We start from the raw sequence: 18,095 nt of genomic DNA, 5'->3' as shown, positions 1-18,095 counted from the left end.
ACGCCGCGACCGGCTTACCCGTCGCGGCGTTTTTCAATCGATTGCCGTACCGAAGCGGGCGGCGCAGATATCTTTCAAGGAGCGCACCTCATGGCTGTTGGTCTTGGTCCTTTGCCGACATTGCACCCGGTTCCCGGTTTTGAACTGGGTATTTCTTCTGCCGGTATCAAACGTCCGGGTCGCAAGGACGTTGTGGTCATGCGCTGCGCCGAAGGCTCCAGTGTGGCGGGTGTTTTCACCCTTAACGCGTTCTGCGCCGCGCCGGTCATCCTCGCCAAACAACGCGTCAACGGCCCCGTGCGTTACCTGCTGACCAACACAGGTAACGCCAACGCGGGCACCGGCGAGCCGGGTCTGGCCAACGCTGCGCGCACCTGCGCCAGACTGGCTGAGCTGACGGGCGTGGATGCCAATGCCGTGCTGCCTTATTCCACTGGTGTGATCGGCGAGCCGTTGCCTGTGGAAAAGATCGAAGGCGCACTGCAAGCCGCCCTCGATGACCTGTCTGTGGATAACTGGGCGGCTGCAGCTACCGGCATCATGACCACCGATACGCTGCCGAAAGGCGCGAGCCGTCAGTTTCAGATTGATGGCGTGACCGTCACTGTGACCGGAATCAGTAAAGGTGCAGGCATGATTCGCCCGAACATGGCAACCATGCTGGGCTACATCGCCACTGACGCCAAGGTTTCGCAAAGCGTATTGCAGGATCTGATCCGTGATGGTGCCAACAAGTCGTTCAACCGCATCACCATCGATGGCGATACGTCGACCAACGACTGCTGCATGCTGATCGCAACGGGCCAGGCTAATTTGCCGGAAGTGACTGAAGCGAAGGGGCCGCTGTTTGACGCGCTGAAAACCGCAGTATTCGACGTGTGCATGGAAGTGGCGCAGGCTATCGTCCGTGACGGCGAAGGCGCTACCAAGTTCGTGACGGTTGAAGTCAACGGCGGTGGCAATCATCAGGAATGTCTGGACGTTGGTTACGCTGTGGCTCACTCGCCATTGATCAAGACCGCACTGTTCGCCTCCGATCCTAACTGGGGCCGTATCCTGGCTGCTGTAGGCCGTGCCGGTGTGCCTGATCTTGATGTGAGCAAGATTGACGTGTTCCTGGGCTCCGTCTGCATCGCCAGCAAGGGCTGCCGCGCGACCACCTACACTGAAGAGCAAGGCTCGGCAGTGATGGCCGAAGCCGAAATCACCATTCGCATCGAACTGGGCCGTGGTGACTGCAGCGAGACCATCTGGACCACTGACCTGTCCCACGAGTACGTGAAGATCAACGCGGAATATCGCACCTGATCTGAAGATAATCGGACCTGTGGGAGCGAATTCATTCGCGAAGTCTCTTTTGCGCTTGAATTCGCTTCCACGGACCACAGTTCTCTGTAGGAGTGAGCTTGCTCGCGATGGCGTCGATTCAGGCGCCGATCAGTTTGCAGGCAGTGTGAAGTCCCACAGAAACATGATCAGCTCGCTCTATCTGGAGAATTCCTCATGACCCTGCACCTGATCATCGGCGACAAACGCTACTCCTCCTGGTCGCTACGACCGGCGCTGGCGCTGTACATGACCGGCGCGGCGCATACCGAACAACTGATCCGTCTGGATCAGAGCAACACCCGCCAGCAGATTCTCGAGCACTCGCCGTCCGGCAAAGTGCCCTTGTTGAAAACCCCGCATGGTTCAATTGCCGACTCGCTGGCGATCATCGAATACCTTGCGGAACAATTCCCTGATGCAGGTTTGTGGCCCAGCGAAACGGCTGCTCGTGCGCAGGCGCGTTCGGCCTGTGCACAAATGCACAGCGGGTTCATGGGGCTTCGCTCCAACCTGCCAATGGACTTGCATCGGGACGCGGCACTGGAAGTCATCTCGGTTGAAGCTCAGAGCGACATCGAACGTATCGTCCAGCTGTGGGCTGAATGCCGTGCGGCTGCCACTGAAGACGGTCCGTTTCTGTTCGGCAAGGCCAGCGCAGTTGACGCGTTTTTTGCCCCTGTCGCGATTCGCTTGCGCACGTATCGAATCGAACTGCCTGCCGAAGCGTTGGCGTACATCGAAACCCTCTACCAATGGCCGCTGTTTCAGCGTTGGCAGAAGGGTGCTTTAGAGGAAGTCGAAGGGTGAAACGTATTCATGTAGCAGCGGCGGTTATCCGCGGCGTTGACGGCAAGATCCTTATTGCACGGCGTGCCGATACCCAGCACCAGGGTGGTTTGTGGGAGTTTCCCGGTGGCAAGGTCGAGCCGGGAGAAGCTGTCGAGGCTGCGCTTGCCCGTGAGCTTCAAGAAGAGTTGAACATCGTCGTCACACAAGCGCGGCCGCTGATCAAGATTCAGCATGATTATCCGGACAAGCAGGTGCTGCTGGACGTCTGGGAAGTGTCGGCATTTACCGGCGAGCCACATGGTGTCGAAGGGCAGCCACTGGCCTGGGTAACCCATCGCGAATTGGCTGATTATGAGTTCCCGGCGGCCAATCGGCCTATCGTCGCGGCGGCGCGCCTGCCCGGCGAATACCTGATTACTCCCGGTGAACTGGAAACCCCGAAATTGCTGCGCGGTATGCAGAAGGCTATCGCGAGCGGCGTCAAACTGGTCCAGCTACGCGCACCGAATGGCTATGACCCGCAATACCGCGATCTGGCGGTGGACGCAGTGGGTTTGTGTGCCGGTAAGGCGCAGTTGATGCTCAAGGGGCCTCTGGAGTGGCTGGGCGACTTTCCTGCTGCGGGTTGGCACCTGACGTCGGCACAGCTGCGCAAACTGGCCCCGAATGGTCGTCCGTTTCCCAAGGATCGCTGGCTGGCAGCGTCCTGCCATAACGCTGAAGAGCTGGCCTTGGCCGAACTGATGGACGTCGACTTCGTCACTTTGTCACCCGTCCAGCCAACCCAGACTCACCCTGATGCTCAACCGTTGGGTTGGGAACAGGCTCAGGAATTGATTGCCGGGTTTAGCAAACCGGTTTATCTGCTCGGCGGTGTCGGCCCTGCTGAACAGCAAAAAGCCTGGGAGAGCGGCGCGCAAGGTGTAGCGGGGATCAGGGCGTTCTGGCCGGGGGAATGACCCCCGACCTGTTGGAGCGAGGCTTGCCCGCGAAGAACTATAACTCGGTGTGCCTGATACACCCGAGCAACGACTTCGCGGTCAAGCCTCGCTCCAACACACACTAATCGCCTGACTACGGCTTCTTGGCCGCCTCCCACAATATCTCCGCAATACCCTGCCGCTTGGCAATCAACCGCGCTGCGACAAAAAGCAGATCCGACAGCCGATTGATATACGCCAGCCCGACCCCGGTCAAAGGCTCTACAGCATTCAGATGCTGACAGCGTCTTTCGGCACTGCGGGCCAGGCTGCGGCAGACGTGGGCCTGGGCGATCAGCGCTGAGCCGCCTGGCAGAATGAAATTCTCCAGTGGCCCCAGCTCTTCATTCCATAGGTCAATAGCTGCTTCCAGTCGATCAATCTCTGCCTGATCCAGCGCCTGATAGACCGGCATCGCCAGTTCACCGCCGAGATCGAACAACCGGTGCTGACACGGCGCGAGCACTTCGATTACTTCCGCGAGAGCCGGCTTTGCCGACAATTGCTCGGCCAGCCCGGCGAGGAGTAATCCAAGCTGGCTGTTGAGCGTATCAACTTCGCCGATCGCCTCGACCCGAGGGTGATCCTTCGGTACGCGTCGGCCGTCACCCAGGCCGGTTTCGCCGGTGTCGCCAGTGCGTGTGTAAATCTTTGACAAGCGAAAACCCATTCTCAATGCTCCGTTATAGCGGCGAAATGACCGCTTCAGGCACGTTCACCTGGCTGCCCGCCAAGGGCAGGCGCAAGGTGAAGCAGGTGCCCTGGCCGACAGAAGAGTGCACCTCCATCTGGCCTTTGTGATTGTTGGTGATGATGAAGTACGAAACCGACAGCCCCAGCCCGGTTCCCTGACCGATTTCCTTGGTCGTGAAGAACGGTTCGAACGTACGTTTGCGCACTTGTTCGGTCATGCCGACGCCGTTGTCTTCGACCTGAATTTCAGCCCAGGGCGGATTCAGTCTGGTACGCAGGATGATCCGCCCCGGCTCGGCATCGTCTGGACGCTGGTGAATGGCCTGTGCAGCGTTCTTGAGCAGATTCAGCAACACCTGTTCCAGTTCATTGGCCGTACCCGGCACCGGCCCCAGTTCCGGGTCAAATTGACGAATGATGGCCTGGCCCTTGAAGTCGAAACCGATGGTCAGATCGAAGTCGTTACTGGCGATCTCTACCGCCTGATCAATCAATGCCGGCAAGTCGCACGGAGCCATTTGCCGGGTGCTGAGACGACTGAAACTGAGCATGTGACTGACGATCTTCGCGGCCCGTGCGCCGGCTTGCTGAATGCCGTCGAGCAGTTTGGGTACTTCCCGGCTGACCAGATAACGATTTACTGTTTCCAGCTCAATGCCTTCGGCTTCGGCCTGCTCAATGTTTTTCTGCAGGTCGGTTGATAGCCGCCGCCTAATATTTTGCACGTTATGCAGGATCGCACCCAGCGGATTGTTGATCTCATGGGCCATGCCTGCCGCAAGACCGCCGACGGAAAGCATCTTCTCGGACTGCACCATCATCTCTTCCAGCGACAACCGCTGAGTGATGTCATCGACACGAATCACCACGCCTTGCCCCGCGCCGCCAGTCAGCGGGTAGAAGGTAAGGGCATAGTGACGACGCTCTTCGTCCTTGATCCAGGTGACCCGTTCGATCTTGGTGACGCTGTGTTTCTCCACCGTCTGCTTGAGTTGTGGCAGGAAGGTTTTCATGGGCGGGAAGGCCAGGAATATCGGTTGATTCAGTGCTTCATCCAGAGGCGTGCCGGAAAGTGCGCTGGCTTCCTGATTCCACTGGGTGACATACAGCTGTTCATCCAGCGCAATCAGCGCCGAAGGCATCGAGTCGATGATGCTGTTCAGGTAGTTCTGGAACCCGGTGAGCTTCTTCTCGATCTTGCTGCGCACCTTCACCTCAAGCTCCAGCTTGCGGTTGGTGTTCCGGGTTTCTTCGGCCAGGCCCTGAGCCTGATCGTAGGCTTCCTGGGAGTCGTCCCTAGCGCGCTTGAGTTGCTGCTCTCGAGCTTCGATTCGCGACAGCATGGTGTTGAAGGCTTCAGCAAGACTGCCGATTTCATCCTTGTTGCCTGGCGCTGCGCGCAATGCGTAGCTCTCTTCCCGCGTGACCTGGCGTGAGAGCTCTTCCAACTGGTAAATGGGTTCGGTGATCAGGCGCCGAATCTGCCGGGCAATGACCAGCCAGAGCAGCACGCTGAACACCAGAATGCCGAGGCTGGCAGTCAGGGTGCCGGTGTAGAACGCAGTTGGTAATTCGCTGCTGGCAACCAGCAACAGGTGGCCCGGTGCCTGACCTGCTTTCGGTACCGGGATCAACTGCGTGTTACGAAACTCGGTGATGCGCCAGCTTTCAATGTCCTTGAACCGTAAGGGCAGCCTGAGCTTGTCGCCTTGTTGCAGTTGGCCGATCCGTTCGCCATTGGTGTCGTAAAGTGCGGCAGCGCGTAAAGGGCCGTAATTTTTCAGCTCCTTGAGCAACGATTCGGCATCCGCAGGTGAACTGAGTGCCTGTTCCGCGAGGTTAGGGTTGCTGATCAGGCGGCCAATGGTCTGCAGTGCCTGAGGGGCCATGGCCTCTTGGGAAATGTAATAGGCGGCGCTGATGAACGTCAGGTTGGCAACCAGCAGGACCGTGGTAAGCAAGACCAGCAAGGCTGCCAGTAGCTTCTGGCCGACCGGCAGGTTTTCCAGGCGTTGGCGCAATGGCATGGGGACGGATCACACTGGGATGAGGAATGTTCAGGGTAGCGCGCACCCCGGCCATTGGGCAAACACGTGGCCGGAGCTAGTTCGCAGGCAGCCCTCTATCCGTAAGGTGTTTTACAAGTCTGACTTTCAGTTGCTGCAAATGTGGAACCACGATGCCATGGCGCTCAGCCGTTGCGCAGGCATGACCCAGCAGATAGTTGATCTCTGTGCGGCGTCCTTGCGCGACATCCTGATGCATCGAGGAGTAATTGGCCGCTGTGGCCTGAATGACTCGCAGCACATCACTGTGCAAGTCTTCGGCCGCGTCTGGCTGTCCGCAGCGTTGAAGCAGTTCGCTCAGCTCCGCGCACAGCGTTGCAACTTCGCAGTGATGTTGCATCAAGCCACCGTTCTGGCAGTCGTGCAGTACGGTCAGTGGGTTGATCGCACAGTTCAGTGCCAGCTTGCGCCAGAGCCGGGTGAGGATATCCGGCGTCCATTCATGGGGAATGCCTGCCGGTTGCAGATCACTCAGCCACTCAGGCGGGGAAGGATGGGCAGGGTCGCCCAGCCAGTTATAACCATGCCCGGCAAACACCACGGTTCCGTCTCGTTGGCGGAACGCTCCTTCGGTGCTGGAGGCGCAGATACAACGCGCTTTTGGGACTTTTGCGGCGACCGCGTCCTGACTGCCCAGGCCGTTCTGCAGCAGGATGATTTGCGCGTCAGGTGTCAGTCGATGCGCCAGCGCCGATACGGCCAGTTCGGCATCGTAAGCCTTGCACGCCAGCAACAGCAGTGCGATGGGCTCTTTGCCGTCGAACGTCTGCGCGCTGATTGTCATTCGACTCTCAACACCTTGCTCAACCAGCGCCAGAGTCCCGCCATTGGCCTCGTATGCAGCCAGGCGCGCGGCATCACGCAGAACCAATCGCACCGGCAAACCTGCTCTTGCCAGTCGCACTGCCCAAAGGCTGCCCAGACTCCCGGCCCCCAACACATGCCAGACGACGGCCATTAGCGGCTCACGGCGAGGCGAAGAAAACTGAGCAGGAGCGAGAAATTGGCTGTCGACATGGATGGCTCGCAGTGAACGCGGGAAAGTCTCGTTATAATAACCGGGTTTTATTCACATCAAAGACAGGCGTTTGAGCGCCATCCATTGGAGAAATGACATGCCCTCGTTCGACGTAGTGTCCGAACTGGATAAACACGAAGTCACTAACGCCGTCGACAACGCTATCAAAGAGCTGGACCGTCGCTACGACTTGAAAGGTAAAGGCGAATTCGAGTTCAAGGAAAAGGACCTGACGGTCAGCCTGACCGCCGAGGCAGAGTTCCAGCTTGAAGCGATGATCGAAATCCTCAAGTTGTGCCTGGTCAAGCGCAAGATCGACGTCAAATGCCTTGAAGTCAAAGACGCCTTTGCTTCGGGTAAATTGATGAAGCAGGACGCCGTTCTCAAGGAAGGCATCGACAAAGAGCTGGCGAAGAAAATCGTCGCTCACATCAAGGAAGCCAAGCTCAAGGTCCAGGCCGCCATTCAAGGCGAGCAAGTACGAGTGACCGGCAAGAAGCGTGACGACCTGCAAGAAGCGATGGCTGTCCTGCGTGCCAATGAATTTGGCATGCCGCTGCAATTCAATAACTTCCGCGACTGATTGACTGGCCTGGGCGCAGGAATTCGTTTTCCTTCGGCGCCTATGGCTTGTGCAAGGGTGTAACCATCGGGCCCGGTCTGATGGTTGCGCCGTCAGGTCGGGAAATGTGAGGAGAGAAAGATGGATTTGAATGCCGAAATGGATCATCTGGTAAAGGCCTCTCAGGCCTGGATCCCGATGATCATGGAATACGGCAGCCGTGTGCTGTTGGCGTTGGTAACCCTGACGATTGGTTGGTGGCTGATCAACCGTTTGACCACCAAAGTGGGTGCGCTACTGGCATTGCGCAATGCTGATCTCGCGCTACAAGGTTTCATCAGCAGCCTGGCCAACATCATTCTCAAGATTCTGCTGGTTGTCAGCGTTGCGTCGATGATCGGGGTTGAAACCACCTCGTTCGTGGCCGCTATCGGTGCTGCAGGTCTGGCGATTGGTCTGGCGTTGCAAGGCAGTCTGGCGAACTTCGCGGGTGGCGTGCTGATTCTGCTGTTTCGCCCGTTCCGTATCGGTGACTGGATCGAAGCCCAAGGTATCGCGGGCACTGTCGACAGTATCCAGATATTCCATACCGTGGTGCGCACCGGCGATAACAAGACAGTGATCCTGCCCAACGGCAATCTGTCCAACGGGATTATCACCAACACCAATCGCCAGCCGACCCGTAAGATCACGTTCGATGTGGGCGTGGATTACGAGGCCGATCTGAAGCAGGCGCTGCAAGTCCTGATGGATATGGCAGATGATCCTCGCATACTGCAGGACCCTGCACCGCAGGCCGTGGTGGCTGCGCTGGGTGATAGCTCGATCACTGTTTCGCTGCGGGTCTGGGTCAAGACCGGTGATTTCGGCGATGTGTCGAACCGCTTCAACGCCGAAGCCCGTGACCGTCTGCGTGCTGCCAATATTGATATCCCGTTCCCGCAGCGAGTGATTCGCGTGGTTCAGGATTCAGCAGCACCGCAGTAGCTGGTTATCTGTGTTGGAATGCATTTCCTGTAGGACCGGCTTCAGCCGGGAGAGGGGCGGTGGCATCGGACTATTCCGTTGATCAGCAATACGCCCTCCCGGCTAAAGCCGGTCCTACAGGTCTGTCGGACTGTTGGCCGGCTTCTCAGCCTCAAGCACCTCAGCCGCCTTGTCCTGGCGCGCCTCCTTGCTCCACTGCAGGATGATCATGATCAGCGTTGGCACGCCCAATAGCGCAGTGATCAGGAAGAAGTTGTGATAGCCGTACTTCTCCACCACAACCCCCGAATACCCCCCCAGCAAACGCGGCAGCAGCAACATGATCGAGCTGAGCAGCGCGTATTGTGTCGCCGAGAATTTGAGGTTGGTCAGGCTGGATAGATACGCCACGAACGCTGAGGTCGCCAATCCGGAGCTGAAGTTGTCCAGCGAAATGGTCAGCACCAACATTTTGAGGTTCGGACCCATGTCGGCCAGCATCAGGAATAGCAGGTTGGTGGCCGCCGAGGTCAGGCCGCCGATAAACAGGATCGGCATGATGCCAAAACGCACGATCAGCAGCCCGCCAAAGCCTGCGCCCAGCAGCGTCATGATCAACCCGAATATCTTGCTGACACTGGCGATCTGGTCCTTGGTAAAGCCCTGATCGATGTAGAAGACGTTGGCCATGACACCCATGACCGTATCTGACATGCGGTAAGTCGCGATCAAACCCAGCAACAGGAATGCCTGCCAGCGATAACGCAGGATGAAGTCATTGATTGGCGTCAGCACTGGAGCCAGCCCGCGCCGGCCCATCGAGGACAGGCACGCTACGGTGAGCACGATATAAAGGATGGCGCGCAGAAAGGCACGGTCTTCCATCAACAGGTCAGTCCAGCTGGCGTCCTGAAACAGCACGCTGGCGAAGTCCGTGTTGTAGAGCTGGGTGAACATCGCCGGAACCGACACCAGCAGCACAATCAGCACAAAGACAGACGCCAACTGGTGCACGAAACCATAGCGAGCAGCCGACAGTTGAGTGCGCAGCGCCACCGGAGGTTCGCGCATGATCAGCGTAGTAATCAAGGCTGGCAGCATCAGCAGGCCGAACAGCACATAGGTACCTGTCCATGCCGAGTGCTTATAGGCGAAACCTGTGGAACCGAAACCTTCGGCAAAATACAGCGCGCCTGCGGTGGCGAGCAGCGCCGCAACGCGGTAGCCGGACATGTAACTGGCTGCGAGGGCGGCTTGCTGAGTATCGTTGGCAATTTCCAGGCGATAGGCATCGATGGCGATGTCTTGGGTCGCGGATGAAAAAGCCACGACAACAGCGATCGCGATCAGCCAGGACAAGTGCTGCTGCGGATCGCAGAATCCCATGCCGATGAGGCCCAGAATAACCAGACTTTGGGACAATACGAGCCAGGAGCGACGCCGACCCAATTTGCCCAGCAGTGGCAGGCGCCATTGGTCAAGCAGGGGGGACCACACCCATTTAAAGGCATAGGCCAGCCCGATCAGGCTGGCATAGCCGATGGTTTCTCGAGCGACACCGGCTTCACGCAACCAGACCGACAGAGTAGAAAACACCAACATGTAGGGCATGCCCGCAGCGAATCCGAGCAATAACAGCACTAAAGTCGAAGGGCTGGCATATGCGGCGAGCGCGGCGCGCCAGGTTTTACGGGGCATGGGCTGGAGTCTGCCTCAGGTTACGAAAACAAAGGGCGCACTCTAACCGCTGTGCTCTATCGGACGCCAGCCATGACGCCGGATATCTACCCGATTGTTCTGCACAATGATGCCTTCTGCGCGTAATCGGGCGCGCTGTTCGTCGCCTGACGATGTGCCGACGGGCAAACTGACCTTGCCGCCAGCGCCTATGACCCGATGCCACGGCAGCGACGTGCCGTCCGGCAACTGGCTCAAGGTCCGTCCGACCCAGCGCGCCGCGCGACCCAGACCCGCCAACTCCGCTAATTGCCCATAACTGACAACTTTCCCTTCCGGCACCTGATTGAGCGTAAGGTACAGCGCCGTACGCCGCGCCTGAGCCGGGTCCATACCGGCAGGATCCGATGAGTCCGGCTGCTTTTTGGTCAACGCGTTGCTCCTGTTTCTAGATAAGCGGGCCTTGGTATTTGAACTACAAGGATTTCCTGCTGTCTGTCTTTTCTGTTCCTGCGGCGGTCTTCGATTGCCTTGACGTCATCCGTTATGGATGATGCCCGATTTTCCGCTAACTGAGCCTCCTTGTTGCTTATGCTGACTAGAACTCTGCTGTTCCTCGCTGCCTCCGTTGCCACTACTCCTTTGCTCGCCGATACCGTCTGGTTGAAGAATGGCGACAAAATCACCGGCACCATCAAGCTTTTCGACGGCGGCAAGCTGGTGATTGACACCGCTTATGGCGGTTCTATTCCGGTTGACTGGAAACAGGTCAAAACGCTTGAGAGCGACCAGAAGTTGATGGTCAAGCAGGACCAGTATCAGGGCGAAATTGCCAAATCGTTGCAAGCGTCTGATGACGGCAAAGTCACGTTGACCAACGGTGACGCGCCTAAAACGGTCGAGTTGGCCAGCATCCAGCAGATTCTGAAACCCAAGCCGGTCATCACCGATCTGGTCTGGAAGGGCAATATCGATGTTGCCATGGACTTCCAGAAGGCCGAGAACGACACCGATGATTACAACGTAGCCTTCAAGACTTCGGCACGGCATGGCCAGTGGCGTCATAACGCCAAAGGCGATTACAACCGCGAGACTCAGGATGATCTGGTCAGTACCGACAACTGGAGTGCCGAGTACTCCATCGACCGCTTCCTGACCGAGAAATTTTTCTGGGATGGCCGGATCAGCTACAAGCGCGACAAGGTTGAAGACCTGAGTCGTCAGCGCGTCGTCGGTACCGGTCCTGGCTATCAGTTCTGGGATGACGAACTGGGTGCATTCAAGTTGGGCGCCTTGCTTAACCGCACTGACTACGAGTTCTCCAACGGCAGCAAGGAAAACTTCTATTCAGTCGCCGGCACCTGGGACTACAACCGCTTCCTGATCGGCAAAAAAGTTGAATTCTTCACCAATGGTGAGCTCGGCAGACCACTGAGCAACGTCGCTGACTACGCGCTGGATGCGGAAGTGGGCCTGCGCTACAAAGTCACTGACTGGGCATCGTTGAACCTCAAGGCAGAGAAGAACGTCATCAGCGGTTCCAGTGATGGCGACCTGGACAAAACCCGCTACACCGCAGGTTTTGGTGTGACCTGGTAAGCCTGGTAAATAGCTGGCGCGCGATTGATGTCTTGTTCGGTGGAAGATTAGGTGCGACCCCTGACGCCCTGGCGGCTAAAGCCGCTCCTACGCGTGCCATCCGGCCGTAGCAGCGGCTTTAGCCGCGAGGGCGCTTTGACAAGCCATGCTGGATGAGTTGCCCTGGCTGTCCTGCCATCCCGCTAGCCCCCTTCACAATAATTATTAGCTTGTCTTCCAAACCCATCCGCGTGCTCAATCAGCTGGCTAATATTCAGCTTTATTTAGGCAACCGCCGATCATCGGCGCGTTCATTGCGAGGTGTCACTGGATGAGTGTGAAGGCTATCAGGCAGGCGCGAGAGTTGTTGCTGAAGGAATACCGGGGCGTGCTGTCGACGCACTCCAAATCCATGCCGGGTTTCCCGTTTGGCTCTTCTGTTCCGTATTGTCTTGATGATCTCGGGCGACCGCTGATATTGATCAGCCGCATCGCTCAGCACACTCACAATCTGGGCAAGGACGCGAAGTGCTCATTACTGGTGGGCGAGCGCGAAGCTGACGATGTCCAGGCAACTGGGCGCGTGACGGTGATGGCTGAAGCGCAGAAGCTTGTTGATCCAGACGCCGTCGAGTCAGCTTCTCAGCGCTATTACCGTTTTTTTCCCGAATCGAAAAGCTATCACACCGCCCATGATTTCGATTTCTGGGTACTCGTGCCCGTGCGCTATCGCTTCATTGGCGGCTTTGGTGCCATTCACTGGCTCGATCATGTCGAACTGGCAAACCCGTTTGCCGGGTCCGCTGAAGCCGGCATGGTCGAGCACATGAATGCTGATCACGCCAAAGCCATTGCTCACTATGTTCAGCTCACCGGTCTGCCGCAAAATGAGGCTGCGCAGTTGGCAGGTATCGACAGCGAAGGCATGCACCTGCGCATCGGTCAGAGCCTATACTGGCTGGCATTCAGTGAACCCTGTAACACACCGAAACAAGTCCGCGAAGCCTTGGTTCAGCTGGCTCACGCGGAAAAATGGCCCACTCGTGATACTCAAGAGGCTTGAATTCACGCTTTGATGACGTCACGTAGGGTCTACTGCAAGGCATTCTTGCGTTGAGGAATTCAATTGATGCGTGTTTTTCTACTGCTGTTCCTTCTTTTTCCGGTACTGGAGCTCTTCGTTCTGGTACGGGTGGGCATGTCGATAGGCTTCTTCCCGACATTCCTGATGGTGGTCGCAACCTCGCTGTTGGGCCTGTTCGTGATTCGCGTGGCCGGTTTTGCAACGGCAATGCGCGCGCGTGAAAGTCTGTCCCGCGGCGAGTTGCCCGCCCAGCAGATGCTCGAAGGTCTGATGATTGCCGTTGGTGGTGGTCTGCTGCTGTTGCCAGGTTTTATCAGCGACATTCTGGGTGTCATCTGCCTGCTGCCGATCACGCGCAAGGTGCTGGTCAATACCATGCGCAAACGTGCTGAAGAGCAGGCGATCCGCCAGCGTGCATTTGCAGAAGACATGCCGGCGAGTAACGATCCGGGGCGTCCGGGTGCGATTCATTCTCCTACGCGCGAACCTGATGTGATCGAAGGCGAGTTCGAGCATCGCGACAAATAATTCCCTTCATAGCCCCACCACGCGGCACCTCAGGGTGCCGCGTGCGTTTCATGACGCAGTAACTTTCGACAAAAAAATTCTACGGCTGGCCTTGTAATCACCATGCCCGCCCTTATGTATGGGTCACCGCAAGGTTTCTGGCCTTTTTGCCAGACCGTATTCTGCGGTTCGCTCGTCGAACCGTAACCGGCAACGCCGGATGTTTAACTCGCTGGTGTAATCACCGGCGGTTTAAAAACCATAATCAGGAGATCGACAATGAAGCTTCGTCCTCTGCATGACCGCGTCGTAATCCGTCGCAGCGAAGAAGAATCCAAAACTGCTGGCGGTATCGTTCTGCCAGGTTCGGCTGCTGAAAAGCCTAACCGTGGCGAGATCCTCGCTGTGGGTACCGGCCGCGTGCTGGACAACGGTGAAGTACGTGCGCTGGCCGTGAAAGTGGGTGACAAAGTGGTGTTTGGCCCGTACTCCGGCAGCAACACTGTGAAAGTAGATGGCGAAGACCTGCTGGTGATGAGCGAGAACGAAATTCTCGCGGTCGTCGAAGCCTGAGTCACCCCACTAGTTTCCGTTACTACTCAAAGTATTTAAGGAAGATCGATCATGGCTGCTAAAGAAGTAAAATTCGGCGATTCTGGCCGTAAAAAAATGCTCGCCGGTGTCAACGTCCTGGCTGACGCAGTAAAAGCAACCCTGGGCCCAAAAGGCCGTAACGTTATTATTGAGAAGAGCTTCGGCGCTCCTCTGATCACCAAAGACGGTGTTTCGGTTGCCAAAGAAATCGAACTGAAAGACCGTTTCGAAAACATGGGCGCGCAGCTGGTCAAAGACGTTGCTTCCCGTGCTAACGATGACGCTGGTGACGGTACTACCACTGCAACCGTTCTGGCTCAGGCCATCGTCAACGAAGGCCTGAAAGCCGTCGCTGCCGGCATGAACCCGATGGACCTGAAGCGCGGCATCGACAAGGCGACCATCGCGATCGTTGCCGAGCTGAAGAAGCTGTCCAAGCCTTGCACTGACACCAAGGCCATCGCTCAGGTAGGTACTATCTCCGCGAACTCCGACAATTCCATCGGCGACATCATTGCCGAAGCCATGGAAAAAGTGACCAAAGACGGCGTTATCACCGTTGAAGAAGGCTCGGGCCTGGAAAACGAACTGTCGGTTGTTGAAGGCATGCAGTTCGACCGCGGTTACCTGTCCCCGTACTTCATCAACAAGCCAGACACCATGGTTGCCGAGCTGGACAGCCCGCTGCTCCTGCTGGTCGACAAGAAAATCTCCAACATCCGCGAAATGCTGCCTGTTCTGGAAGCAGTGGCCAAAGCCGGTCGTCCGCTGTTGATCGTTGCTGAAGACGTTGAAGGCGAAGCCCTGGCGACTCTGGTTGTGAACAACATGCGCGGTATCGTCAAAGTTGCAGCCGTCAAGGCTCCAGGTTTCGGCGACCGTCGCAAGGCAATGCTTCAGGACATCGCTGTTCTGACTGGCGGTACCGTTATCTCCGAAGAAATCGGCTTGAGCCTGGAAACCACTACCCTGGAACACCTGGGTAATGCCAAGCGCGTTGTGCTGAACAAAGAAAACACCACCATCATCGACGGTGCTGGCGTTCGCACTGACATCGACGGTCGTATCTCGCAGATCCGTCAGCAGATCGGTGACACCACTTCGGACTACGACAAAGAAAAACTGCAAGAGCGTCTGGCCAAGCTGTCCGGCGGCGTTGCAGTCATCAAAGTCGGCGCTGGTTCCGAAGTTGAAATGAAAGAGAAGAAAGCCCGCGTTGAAGACGCCCTGCACGCTACTCGTGCAGCCGTCGAAGAAGGCGTGGTACCTGGCGGTGGTGTAGCGCTGGTTCGCTCGCTGCAGGCAATCTCCGAACTGAAAGGCGACAACGCCGATCAGAACGTCGGTATCGCTCTGCTGCGTCGCGCTGTAGAAGCTCCACTGCGTCAGATCGTTGCCAACTCCGGTGACGAGCCAAGCGTTGTAGTCGACAAGGTCAAGCAGGGTTCGGGTAACTTCGGTTACAACGCTGCTACCGGCGAATACGGCGACATGATTGAAATGGGTATCCTGGACCCGGCTAAAGTGACTCGCTCTGCTCTGCAGGCCGCGTCCTCCATTGCCAGCCTGATGATCACCACCGAAGCCATGATCGCTGACGCTCCGGACGACAAAGCTCCAGCTGGCGGCGGCATGCCAGACATGGGCGGCATGGGTGGCATGGGCGGCATGATGTAAGCCAGCTTCACCCTCTAGCTGTACCCCATAAAAGAACCCCGCCTTGTGCGGGGTTTTTTTATGGCTAGCGCGTGTAGCCGAAACTTTGCTTTTGCTTCAACGAACTATCGCCATAAACGAATCTCAAGTACGCCACTAAACGAGCGTCGGAAGGCTGAGCGTAGGTGTCCTGGTGTGGGTCGCTCGGCATGGATGCCGAGCGAGCGCCGTTGGGCCATGGATGGCCCGTCGGCGCGTGCCCACACCACGGCACCGGAGTCGAAGGTACCTCCGCGAAGCGGGGGCCGCACGTCAGCGATAAATGGTTTCCCCCCTTTGCCGAAACAAAGGGGGTCGACCGTCAGGGCGAAACCAGAATTCAGCAGCAGTGAGAATGTTGTTGCTGCCACTCGATCACAAAAATACCTAACCCTATCTGGCTCTTGCCCCCCATAGGCCTTAAGCTGCGCCAGCCTATTTCAGATGGAGGGCGTGCACATGCGAATTCTTCTTGTAGAAGACAACCGGGATATCCTGGCCAACCTTGCCGATTATCTGGGCATGAAAGGCTATACCGTCGATTGTGCACAGGATGGCCTCTCCGGATTACATCTGGCGGCAACCGAACATTACGACCTCATCGTGCTCGACATCATGCTGCCCGGCATCGATGGCTACACCCTCTGCAAGCGGCTGCGTGAAGACGCCCGCCGTGACACCCCGGTCATCATGCTGACCGCCCGTGATCAACTGGATGATCGCCTGCAAGGCTTCCGCTCCGGTGCTGATGACTACCTGCTCAAACCTTTCGCCCTGTCCGAGCTGGCTGCGCGCATCGAAGCCGTATTGCGTCGTGCTCAGGGCGGGGGGCGACGTACCTTGCAAGTTGCTGAACTGGTCTACGACCTCGATACACTGGAAGTCACTCGTGAAGGGCGTCTGCTCAAGCTCAATCCGGTTGGTCTGAAGCTGCTTGCCGTATTGATGCAGAAAAGCCCCCACGTGTTGCGTCGTGAGGTTCTGGAGGAAGCGCTGTGGGGTGATGACTGCCCCGACAGCGACAGTCTGCGCAGCCACGTTCATCAACTGCGCCAGGTAATCGACAAGCCTTTCGACAAGCCACTGCTGCAAACCGTACATGGTGTCGGTTACCGTCTGGCCGAGGGCCGGGATGGAGTTTAAACAGAGCCTTGCCCAACGCATCATCATCGCTTTCGCGTTGATGAGCGCGCTGGTGGCAGGTTCTTTTGCCATGGGCATCGTCGCGACTGTCCATCTGGTAGAAGAGAAACTGATTTCAGCGGGCCTTGGCGGCGACCTGAACCGTTTGCTGCTGCTCGACAGTGTCAGCGACTGGAGTCACCGTCCGGAGCCTGATCAGCTCTTCTATTTCAGCGGCGGCCCTGGCGATTTCGATATACCCAGCGACCTCAGGCATCTTGAGCCTGGCTTTCATGAAGTGTTTCGTGGCCCGCTGTCCTATCACGCCATGATCGAAGTGGTCGACGGTCGACGTTATGCATTGCTTCAAGATCAAAGCGATTTTGAAGAGCGCGAGCGCGTGTTATTCGCCGTCGTGCTGGTGGGTTTCGTGCTTGCCTTGGGACTGGCGGTATTTCTGGGCTGGGTGCTGGCTCGCCGGGTCATGGCGCCTGTTGTAAGACTGGCCCGGCAAGTGCGTCATCGCGATCAGTTGCTTGGTTTGGCACCTCCGTTGGCGCCTGACTATGCCGCTGACGAAGTAGGGGAACTGGCCGTGGCCTTCGATGCCACGCTGGGGCGCCTGCGTCAGGCGTTGACCCGCGAGCGTATGTTCACCAGCGACGTCAGCCATGAACTGCGAACCCCATTGATGGTACTGGCCAGCTCCTGTGAGCTGTTGCTGGATAATCCAGCCCTTGATGCTCGTGCCAGGGCGCAGGTCGAGCGGATTGCCCGGGCGTGTGAGGAAATGCGTGACCTGGTCCAGACTTTCCTCATGCTGGCGCGCACCCAGCGTGAAGACGCCAACATGGTTCCCAGGGTGTCCCTGGAAAGTGTTGCCGAAGACCTGATTGCACTGTGGCGCGGCCCTATTGAAAGCAAGGGACTGCAACTGACTGTGCGCTCAGTTGGCACCAGTCAGCCCTCAGGAACTCTGTACAACTCCACTTTCCTTCATGCTGTCATGGGCAACCTGCTGCGCAATGCCCTGCATTACACCGACCAGGGCTTCATTACGTTGACGTTGCAGCAGGAAGGTTTTCTGGTGGAGGACAGCGGGGTCGGTATCCCTGAAGAAAAGCGCGAGGCCATGTTCGAGCCTTTTGTAAGGGGTAACGAACAGCGTGGTGAGGGGCTTGGGCTAGGGCTCTCGCTGGTTCAGCGCATCTGCGAAAACCAGGGGTGGAGCGTCAGCTTGAGCCCGATGGAGCCCAACGGTTGCCGCTTCAGTGTGAAGCTAAAGAAGTAGTCCGGCTGCGTCCATCAATACGTGCCTCCTCGCTTCAACTCCGAAATAACTCTGACAGTCTTCTTTACCTTACGTCCTCAGGGACGCTAAACCTTTGAAGTATCTGGAAACATCTGCGCAGACCTCCGACACTTTTTTCACATG

17 protein-coding genes are annotated in these 18,095 nt (G+C 57.4%); 12 read left to right on the top strand and 5 right to left on the bottom strand.

The genetic code is table 11. The features are described 5' to 3' along the window. Positions 1–90 precede the first annotated feature (90 nt). From argJ to AO242_RS25815, 3 genes are all read left to right on the top strand, one after another. The gene (argJ, locus tag AO242_RS25825; RefSeq protein WP_099270919.1) at positions 91–1,308 is read left to right on the top strand and encodes a bifunctional glutamate N-acetyltransferase/amino-acid acetyltransferase ArgJ; all 1,218 of its coding nucleotides are present in this window, start codon (positions 91–93) and stop codon (positions 1,306–1,308) included. A gap of 195 nt (positions 1,309–1,503) precedes the next feature. Then, a complete protein-coding gene (locus tag AO242_RS25820; RefSeq protein WP_099270918.1) occupies positions 1,504–2,136 on the top strand; it encodes a glutathione S-transferase family protein in 633 nt (210 codons plus the stop codon). Next, positions 2,133–3,077, top strand: coding sequence for a Nudix family hydrolase (locus AO242_RS25815; RefSeq protein WP_099270917.1), 945 nt, complete (start codon positions 2,133–2,135; stop codon positions 3,075–3,077). The genes AO242_RS25820 and AO242_RS25815 overlap by 4 nt, the downstream gene beginning before the upstream one ends. Positions 3,078–3,192: 115 nt before the next feature. On the opposite strand, the gene AO242_RS25810 is transcribed toward AO242_RS25815, so the two are convergent. From AO242_RS25810 to AO242_RS25800, 3 genes are all read right to left on the bottom strand, one after another. Further along, positions 3,193–3,768: a cob(I)yrinic acid a,c-diamide adenosyltransferase gene (locus AO242_RS25810; protein ID WP_027900268.1), complete on the bottom strand. Its 576-nt coding sequence runs from the start codon at positions 3,766–3,768 to the stop codon at positions 3,193–3,195. A gap of 13 nt (positions 3,769–3,781) precedes the next feature. After that, entirely contained in the window at positions 3,782–5,818 is a 2,037-nt protein-coding gene (locus tag AO242_RS25805; RefSeq protein WP_099270916.1) for a sensor histidine kinase, read from the bottom strand. Between the two features lie 76 nt (positions 5,819–5,894). Continuing rightward, positions 5,895–6,815, bottom strand: a complete 921-nt coding sequence (locus AO242_RS25800; RefSeq protein ID WP_099270915.1) for a putative 2-dehydropantoate 2-reductase — start codon at positions 6,813–6,815, stop codon at positions 5,895–5,897. A 157-nt stretch (positions 6,816–6,972) separates the two neighbouring features. On the opposite strand from AO242_RS25800, the gene AO242_RS25795 reads away from it, so the two are divergent. Together AO242_RS25795 and AO242_RS25790 are read left to right on the top strand one after the other, a co-directional pair. Next, positions 6,973–7,458 carry a YajQ family cyclic di-GMP-binding protein gene (locus tag AO242_RS25795; protein ID WP_027900271.1) on the top strand — a complete coding sequence of 162 codons (486 nt, stop codon included), beginning with the start codon at positions 6,973–6,975 and terminating at the stop codon, positions 7,456–7,458. 120 nt (positions 7,459–7,578) lie between these two features. Continuing rightward, on the top strand, positions 7,579–8,424 hold the full coding sequence (locus AO242_RS25790; RefSeq protein WP_099270914.1) for a mechanosensitive ion channel family protein: 846 nt from the start codon (positions 7,579–7,581) through the stop codon (positions 8,422–8,424). 114 nt (positions 8,425–8,538) lie between these two features. Here the strand turns inward: AO242_RS25790 and AO242_RS25785 are convergent, their stop codons facing one another. Together AO242_RS25785 and AO242_RS25780 are read right to left on the bottom strand one after the other, a co-directional pair. Beyond that, positions 8,539–10,101, bottom strand: coding sequence for an AmpG family muropeptide MFS transporter (locus AO242_RS25785; RefSeq protein ID WP_099270913.1), 1,563 nt, complete (start codon positions 10,099–10,101; stop codon positions 8,539–8,541). Positions 10,102–10,143: 42 nt separating this feature from the next. Then, positions 10,144–10,473: an MGMT family protein gene (locus tag AO242_RS25780; protein WP_099271031.1), complete on the bottom strand. Its 330-nt coding sequence runs from the start codon at positions 10,471–10,473 to the stop codon at positions 10,144–10,146. A gap of 198 nt (positions 10,474–10,671) precedes the next feature. Here AO242_RS25780 and AO242_RS25775 point away from each other — a divergent pair, with 198 nt between their 5' ends. From AO242_RS25775 to AO242_RS25740, 7 genes are all read left to right on the top strand, one after another. Then, on the top strand, positions 10,672–11,679 hold the full coding sequence (locus AO242_RS25775) for a DUF481 domain-containing protein (protein ID WP_099270912.1): 1,008 nt from the start codon (positions 10,672–10,674) through the stop codon (positions 11,677–11,679). A gap of 310 nt (positions 11,680–11,989) precedes the next feature. Then, positions 11,990–12,721, top strand: coding sequence for a HugZ family pyridoxamine 5'-phosphate oxidase (locus AO242_RS25770; protein WP_027900276.1), 732 nt, complete (start codon positions 11,990–11,992; stop codon positions 12,719–12,721). Positions 12,722–12,787: 66 nt separating this feature from the next. Next, complete coding sequence (locus AO242_RS25765; RefSeq protein WP_099270911.1) at positions 12,788–13,270, top strand: FxsA family protein; 483 nt, start codon at positions 12,788–12,790, stop codon at positions 13,268–13,270. A gap of 258 nt (positions 13,271–13,528) precedes the next feature. Continuing rightward, positions 13,529–13,822, top strand: a complete 294-nt coding sequence (locus AO242_RS25760; protein WP_020292988.1) for a co-chaperone GroES — start codon at positions 13,529–13,531, stop codon at positions 13,820–13,822. A gap of 51 nt (positions 13,823–13,873) precedes the next feature. Beyond that, a complete protein-coding gene (groL, locus tag AO242_RS25755) occupies positions 13,874–15,520 on the top strand; it encodes a chaperonin GroEL (protein WP_027900278.1) in 1,647 nt (548 codons plus the stop codon). Between the two features lie 477 nt (positions 15,521–15,997). After that, entirely contained in the window at positions 15,998–16,681 is a 684-nt protein-coding gene (colR, locus tag AO242_RS25745; protein WP_027900279.1) for a two-component system response regulator ColR, read from the top strand. Further along, positions 16,671–17,951: a sensor histidine kinase gene (locus AO242_RS25740; protein ID WP_099270910.1), complete on the top strand. Its 1,281-nt coding sequence runs from the start codon at positions 16,671–16,673 to the stop codon at positions 17,949–17,951. Before colR ends, AO242_RS25740 begins: the two co-directional genes overlap by 11 nt. Positions 17,952–18,095: the final 144 nt, after the last annotated feature.

It is taken from the genome of Pseudomonas sp. ICMP 561, assembly GCF_002699985.1.
Lineage (GTDB): Bacteria > Pseudomonadota > Gammaproteobacteria > Pseudomonadales > Pseudomonadaceae > Aquipseudomonas > Aquipseudomonas quasicaspiana.
This window is presented reverse-complemented; position numbering and strand designations above follow the sequence as displayed.

Excerpts from the sequence above, each read along its gene's own strand:
- argJ (WP_099270919.1), top strand. The coding sequence starts at position 91 with ATGGCTGTTGGTCTTGGTCCTTTGCCGACATTGCACCCGGTTCCCGGT.
- AO242_RS25820 (WP_099270918.1), top strand. The coding sequence starts at position 1,504 with ATGACCCTGCACCTGATCATCGGCGACAAACGCTACTCCTCCTGGTCG.
- AO242_RS25810 (WP_027900268.1), bottom strand. The coding sequence starts at position 3,768 with ATGGGTTTTCGCTTGTCAAAGATTTACACACGCACTGGCGACACCGGC.
- AO242_RS25805 (WP_099270916.1), bottom strand. The coding sequence starts at position 5,818 with ATGCCATTGCGCCAACGCCTGGAAAACCTGCCGGTCGGCCAGAAGCTA.
- AO242_RS25800 (WP_099270915.1), bottom strand. The coding sequence starts at position 6,815 with ATGGCCGTCGTCTGGCATGTGTTGGGGGCCGGGAGTCTGGGCAGCCTT.
- AO242_RS25795 (WP_027900271.1), top strand. The coding sequence starts at position 6,973 with ATGCCCTCGTTCGACGTAGTGTCCGAACTGGATAAACACGAAGTCACT.
- AO242_RS25790 (WP_099270914.1), top strand. The coding sequence starts at position 7,579 with ATGGATTTGAATGCCGAAATGGATCATCTGGTAAAGGCCTCTCAGGCC.
- AO242_RS25785 (WP_099270913.1), bottom strand. The coding sequence starts at position 10,101 with ATGCCCCGTAAAACCTGGCGCGCCGCGCTCGCCGCATATGCCAGCCCT.
- AO242_RS25780 (WP_099271031.1), bottom strand. The coding sequence starts at position 10,473 with ATGGACCCGGCTCAGGCGCGGCGTACGGCGCTGTACCTTACGCTCAAT.
- AO242_RS25775 (WP_099270912.1), top strand. The coding sequence starts at position 10,672 with ATGCTGACTAGAACTCTGCTGTTCCTCGCTGCCTCCGTTGCCACTACT.
- AO242_RS25770 (WP_027900276.1), top strand. The coding sequence starts at position 11,990 with ATGAGTGTGAAGGCTATCAGGCAGGCGCGAGAGTTGTTGCTGAAGGAA.
- AO242_RS25765 (WP_099270911.1), top strand. The coding sequence starts at position 12,788 with ATGCGTGTTTTTCTACTGCTGTTCCTTCTTTTTCCGGTACTGGAGCTC.
- AO242_RS25760 (WP_020292988.1), top strand. The coding sequence starts at position 13,529 with ATGAAGCTTCGTCCTCTGCATGACCGCGTCGTAATCCGTCGCAGCGAA.
- groL (WP_027900278.1), top strand. The coding sequence starts at position 13,874 with ATGGCTGCTAAAGAAGTAAAATTCGGCGATTCTGGCCGTAAAAAAATG.
- colR (WP_027900279.1), top strand. The coding sequence starts at position 15,998 with ATGCGAATTCTTCTTGTAGAAGACAACCGGGATATCCTGGCCAACCTT.
- AO242_RS25740 (WP_099270910.1), top strand. The coding sequence starts at position 16,671 with ATGGAGTTTAAACAGAGCCTTGCCCAACGCATCATCATCGCTTTCGCG.